Source organism: Bacillus cereus group sp. BfR-BA-01379, assembly GCF_022663605.1.
In the GTDB taxonomy this organism is placed as follows: Bacteria; Bacillota; Bacilli; order Bacillales; family Bacillaceae_G; genus Bacillus_A; species Bacillus_A mobilis.
The window spans coordinates 1-5,962 of the sequence record NZ_JAKUFT010000136.1; the positions used below are offsets into that span (position 1 = coordinate 1).

Genomic DNA, 5,962 nt, shown 5'->3' on the forward strand with positions numbered 1-5,962 from the left:
TTTTCCCTTTTACTACTTCTTTCCCTTGTTCGTTGTAGATTGTAAATTCTGCGTTTGGCAGCTTCGTATTTCCATCCGCTATATCTACTTTCGTTATTTCTAATTCACCTTCTACTTTCTTATCTTGAACGATATGTTTAATAATTTCTCCATTCTCTTTGATTTCAAATGCGAATGTCTCTTCATTTATTACATAGCCATTCGGCGCTATTGTTTCTTTATACGTGTACTTTCCGTATGGTAATTTGAATTTCGCTATACCTTTTTCATCCGTTTTCCCTTTTACTACTTCTTTCCCTTGTTCGTTGTAGATTGTAAATTCTGCGTTTGGCAGCTTCGTATTTCCATCCGCTATATCTACTTTCGTTATTTCTAATTCACCTTTTATATTTTCATTTTTCCACTCTAAAAGAGCAGTTTCACCAGTTTTCACTTCAATTTTTTTAACACTTTCGTCTAACACATATCCAGCTGGCGCTTGAATTTCTTTGACGTTATATATACCGATTGAAAGATTCCCTAGCTCCGCAATCCCTTTATCATTAGTCGTAACATTTTGTTTAAAGTTTTCATTAGAAACTTCAAACACAGCCCCTTTTAATAATTCCTTTTTTTCTCCTAATTTCATAATCTTTAAAGAGCCTACTGATTCCCAATTTACAACTAAATCTGTACTGATTTTCTCACTATTTCTTTGTAACAATACTGTTGTATTTTGAACTTTTTCCGAGCCTTTAAAAGCTATTGCTTGTAAATTTGTTAGAGTAGACTTCACTTTCATTTTAAAATTACCACTACCCGTATCTTTCGGGACTAAAATTTTGAATTTTTCATTAATTGATAATGTACTTTTCTCTTCTCCATTTTCATTTACAATTCGAAGCCCTTTAGGAGCGTTTTCAGGAAGAATCGTATAAGAGCCAGAAACCGCATTTGTTTGCACTGCATAAAATCCTGTTTCTAAATAATCACCTTTTTGTGTAGCAGTTTGTGGATCTACAGGATTAACTTTAAAAAATACATCTTGTGATCCAGTTTCTTTTTTGGAAGCCTCTACTAAACGCTTCATAAGATTATGTACTCGTTCATTTTTTGCAACTAAATCTTCTACCGTTAATTCATTTGCTGCAATCCATACCGCTAATTGTGTAGCATAATGCGCTTCTTCTACTGTCGCTACACCTAATTCAGATGGGTTTTTATGAGGATATCCATTTAATAAAACACGATATACGGCATCAGATGTTTTCCCCATTTCAGGTAAATCATCTCCATTTGGAGAGCGCAAATCAGGTGTTAAACAATACGCAATACTACCCGAAGCCGTTTTAATTATTTCTGTCTTTATTTCACGATGTTTCGAATTACTATAACTCCAATCCATTTTATATGTTTCTCTGTTCATTACTTCTGCCTTTACTTGTGGCATTGCAATTCCTAATAAAATAATAAGAGCACTTAAAAAACTAACCCATTTCCCTACCATCTTTCGTTTCATTCTCCCCACCACCATATATAAATTTCTACATGAAGCAATCTTACTGTTTCATTGTACTTATAGTGAAAAAAAGAGAATAGGTGGTTTTTTTGTATTATCTTGTCGAATTGTTGAGAAAGTTTCAAAGTAATAAGCAACCTTACAATTGTTTGTTCTCCTGCTGCTATTGACAAATGAATGTTACATATTTAAAATTTTTAAAAATAATAAAAAGGCACTTTATAAGTGCCTTTTTTACTTACCAGAAACAAATTTCAAACAAATACATGTTACTTATCTTTTTCTTTTATCTCCGTCAACAGCTCAATAATTTTCTCATTTTGCTCCACTTGTTTCTCAGAATTTTGATAGATGAAACGAACCCATCTAAGTGCAAGAATAATAAGGAACACCGGAAGCATTGAAATTAGAAAGCCAAAAATCGAAAAATCCGTATACATATACATCACCTCGCTATATACGACTTTCTCCATACATCTACTAAAACCTGCAAAATTTTACAAATAAAAGAAGAATCTATCAAACGATAGATTCTTCTTTTTCAAACTGAGTAGAACGTCCTCTCGTAATTGAGAAGATTGCACAAAGCAGCGCTAATATAATAAAGCCGCCTCCTACCCAAGCGTTATATATAACAGATGATTTTTCAATAACAACTCCGCCCACTGTTGAACCGAGCGCAATTCCTAAGTGAAGCGCAGAGTTATTTAAACTTTGCTGAATACCAGCTGATTCTGGTGCAATTTCAATTAAATAATTTTGTTGTGCTGGCGAAATAGCCCAGCTCAGCATACTCCAAAGTCCCATCATAATAATGAAGAGTGGGAATGAGAATGTCATCATTGGCAACATAAAGATCACACATGCAAATACGATAATGATGGAAATAATACTTTTCTTCGACCCCCATTTATCAGCAAGCAAGCCCCCAAGGCCGCCTCCAAGTACCGCTGCAATTCCAAAAATGAAGTAAAATACACTAATCCAATTCGCTTCTACGTGCATCACATCTTTTAAAAATGGTGTTAAATATGCATATAGCGTTAAATGACCTGTTAAAAATAAAAATGATGTTAACTGTGCACTGACGATTTTTTTATCTTTTAACGTAGCAATTTGTTCTCTTATTGATAACACTGATGTCGGTGGTACTTTCGTTAAGAATAATGAAATACAAGCGATTGCTATAACTGTTAATACCGAAATTAATACAAACGGTGCACGCCATCCATATGCATTTCCGAGTACAAGGCCGAGCGGTACTCCAAGTACAAGTGATCCACTAATCCCCATAAAAATGATTCCAATTGCACGCGCACGAAAATGCGGTTCTACAACGCTAGAAGCAAGTGTTACTGACAGTGCAATAATAAGTGAACCACTCGCCGCACAAACAACCCTTGAGAACATTAACATCCCGTAATTCACACTAAATGCTGAAATAATATTTCCGATTAAGAAAATTGACAATGCCCCAATATACAATTTCTTTCTTTCAAACTTCCCTGTTAATGCTAATAAAACCGGACCTGATAAAGCAAATACTACTGAAAATATTGTTATAAGCTGACCAGCTGCACTAATAGATACTCCTAAATCATTGGCAACTAAATCGAGCGTTCCTCCTATAATTAGCTCAACCGTTCCGACTACAAAAGCCGCGATAGCTAAAATATACACACGAAAATTCAAGTCTTTCCCCACGCTTTCTTTTTTGGTTACTACGACTATAGTAACCAAAAAAGAAATTGAACACAAGTACAATTTTTTTACAATAAAAAAACAGGCGTATGATACGCCTGCCTTCTAATTATTAAACACTAGTTTTATTCTTCTTATTTAAATACCAATACACCGGTAGTCCAGTAAAGACAATTCCAATTGATAAGAAACAACTTACTGGATCATTGATAATTGCACTACCAATTACAAAGAACGAACCTAAAATCGCGACGATTGGTACGATTGGGAATAACGGTACACTGTATGCACGCTCTTTATTCTTATTACGCTTTCTTAAAATGAAGACACCAATAAACGTCATTACATAGAAAATATAAATAATGAATACGGAAATCTCAGATAGCTTATTCGGATCACTAATAATCATTAAAATAATTCCTAAAATGATTTCAACAGTAATCGCATTTGCTGGTGTTTTAAATCTTGGGCTTTCCTTTGCAATAAACTTAGCAAACGGAAGTTGTCCACGTTCTGCCATCGACATCGGGATACGCGGGAACGTTAAAATCTTTCCATTTAAACAACCGAAAATAGAAACGATAATACCGATACTAATAATTTTCCCGCCATATTCTCCAAGTAGCATGCCCGCAGCTGTCGCTGTTGCATTTTCTCCAAGGTCTACAATTTTCGCTGCTGGTAATACATTTAATAATGCCAAGTTAATTAATACGTAAGCAGCTGTTACAATTAAAATCCCAACTGTCATTGCTTTCGGTAATAACTTTGTTGGGTTTTTCATTTCTCCGCCAATTGAAGCAAGTAGAATCCAGCCATCATAAGCAAATAACGTTGCTAAAATTGCCATACCGATACTTTGATTTTCTGATATCGGCACAACTACGTTAAAGATATCGCTATTCCCTTTCCAAAAACCTAACACAACAATTAAAACGATCGGAATCATCTTCCCAATTGTCGTAACCGTTTGGACGATACCTCCATATTTTGTTCCCATACTATTTACAACGCCAAGGAACACAACTGTTCCAATTGCAATTGGTAAATTCCATACTTTATCTAAATAGAAAAAATTAATCATTAAAGAACTAAAGTACAACCCTAATGTTCCAATAATAGCTGGTCCATAAACAATCGTTTGCATCCAGCCTGATAAATATCCCCAAAAACTTCCGTAAATCTCCTCTAAATACGTATACAACCCACCATTTTTCGGGATTTGCGCTCCAATTTCAGCTACTGTTAAACCACTTGCTAGCGTCAACAGACCACCAATTACCCAAGCAAGAATCGCCATATTAGAACTCCCCGAGTAATCTAATACGCTCCCTGGTTTCATAAACACACCAGATCCAATAATCGTTCCTACCACAATAGAAAGTGCTACTGTTAAGCCAATTTTGTTCTTCTCATCATGATGCATGCTGCGTATCCTCCTTCCAATCCTAGTGTGATGCAAAAATGAAATAAAAAAACACTCCTCCCTAAAAAAGGGACGAGTGTTGTATTCGTGGTTCCACCCTTGTTTCAATTAGCAAAGTGACACACTTCACCAATTTCTCAAGTCTAAATAACGGTTTTTGCCGGCAAGCAATTACTAGATGTTCGTTCACTGCTGCAGTTCAGAGGTGGTAATCCATTTTTTCGTATTAGGAAGCTCACAGCCAAAGGCTTCCCTCTCTGAGAATCGTAAAAAATTGATCATGTCCTCATCATCACTTCTTGATGTCGAATTTTGTAGTTATTGTTCATTATATTGAATTGTTAGAAAAAATCAATATATTTTTTTATATAACATACGAAATATTTCTCTTCTTATATTATAACAGAAGTTACAACACTTCTCTAATTCCCTAAAAATGGTATACTCCATATAGGAGGTGCACGAATAATGATTGCTGTTTTTTGTATTATCGCTACATTTCTTTCGGCTCTATTCGCTATCCTGTACAGGCACAAATATCCTGGTTATAGCATTTTAGCAGTAGCTATTATACCAGCTGCTTCCTTCTATGTATTAGGTAAATACCAATATACAGAAGTATTTATCGGTTTTGCAATCTTCTACTGCGTCTTTGGATACATACTAACAATGAAAAAAATTTTATTAAATCATTAAAAGGGACCGATTTCTGCTTACAGAAATCGGTCCTCTCACGTACCTTTCGGTTGCCCACACGAAAGATACGACTTCGCTCAATTATTTCTCATCTTTTTTCATAAAAAACTTATGGTGCGGTAGATTCACATTCAATTCCTCTAATTGTTTCTTTTCATTGTCTAAAATCGCTTTTGCTTTTGTTTTTGTTGCCTCATCTAATCCCGTAAAGATGTCTTCATGTTTCTCTTTCTCTGGAAGTTTCACACCTAGTTTTGCTAATTCTTCTTGCGCTTGTTCACGTGTTAATTTCTCGGATTTCTCTTGTTCAAAAATAGACTTTGCTTTTTCCTTTGTTGCTTCATCTAAGTTAGCAAGCATGTCTTTATGCTTACCCTTCTCCGGCATTTTCACGCCTAACTTCGTTAATTCCTCTTGCGCTTGTTCACGTGTTAATTTTCCGGATTTCTCTTGCTCTAAAATTGACTTCGCTTTTTCTTTCGCCTGTTCATCTAAGTTAGCAAACATGTCTTTATGCTTACCCTTCTCCAGCATTTTCACGCCTAGTTTTGTTAACTCTTCTTTTGCTTGTTCACGTGTTAATTTTCCGGATTTCTCTTGCTCTAAAATCGATTTCGCTTTTTCTTTTGTTGCTTCATCTA

Annotated in this window: 6 protein-coding genes and 1 other annotated feature; of the genes, 1 reads left to right on the forward strand and 5 read right to left on the reverse strand. The window is 35.2% G+C overall.

Annotated features, from left to right (window positions below):
* From MR113_RS26560 to MR113_RS26575, 4 genes are all read right to left on the reverse strand, one after another.
* Window positions 1-1,498 (reverse strand): MSCRAMM family protein (locus MR113_RS26560; protein WP_242257409.1); only part of this gene is annotated, 1,498 nt, incomplete at its 3' end.
* Between the two features lie 269 nt (window positions 1,499-1,767).
* The gene (locus MR113_RS26565) at window positions 1,768-1,938 is read right to left on the reverse strand and encodes a hypothetical protein (protein WP_242257410.1); all 171 of its coding nucleotides are present in this window, start codon (window positions 1,936-1,938) and stop codon (window positions 1,768-1,770) included.
* Window positions 1,939-2,017: 79 nt separating this feature from the next.
* Window positions 2,018-3,202, reverse strand: coding sequence for an MFS transporter (locus MR113_RS26570; protein ID WP_242257411.1), 1,185 nt, complete (start codon window positions 3,200-3,202; stop codon window positions 2,018-2,020).
* A 109-nt stretch (window positions 3,203-3,311) separates the two neighbouring features.
* Window positions 3,312-4,625 (reverse strand): APC family permease, encoded by a 1,314-nt coding sequence (locus MR113_RS26575; RefSeq protein ID WP_242257412.1) that lies wholly within the window; start codon window positions 4,623-4,625, stop codon window positions 3,312-3,314.
* A 65-nt stretch (window positions 4,626-4,690) separates the two neighbouring features.
* Window positions 4,691-4,927, reverse strand: a binding site (T-box leader).
* Window positions 4,928-5,093: 166 nt separating this feature from the next.
* On the opposite strand from MR113_RS26575, the gene MR113_RS26580 reads away from it, so the two are divergent.
* Window positions 5,094-5,321: a hypothetical protein gene (locus tag MR113_RS26580; protein ID WP_242257413.1), complete on the forward strand. Its 228-nt coding sequence runs from the start codon at window positions 5,094-5,096 to the stop codon at window positions 5,319-5,321.
* An 81-nt stretch (window positions 5,322-5,402) separates the two neighbouring features.
* Here MR113_RS26580 and MR113_RS26585 read toward each other — a convergent pair.
* Window positions 5,403-5,962 (reverse strand): hypothetical protein (locus MR113_RS26585; RefSeq protein WP_242257414.1); only part of this gene is annotated, 560 nt, incomplete at its 5' end.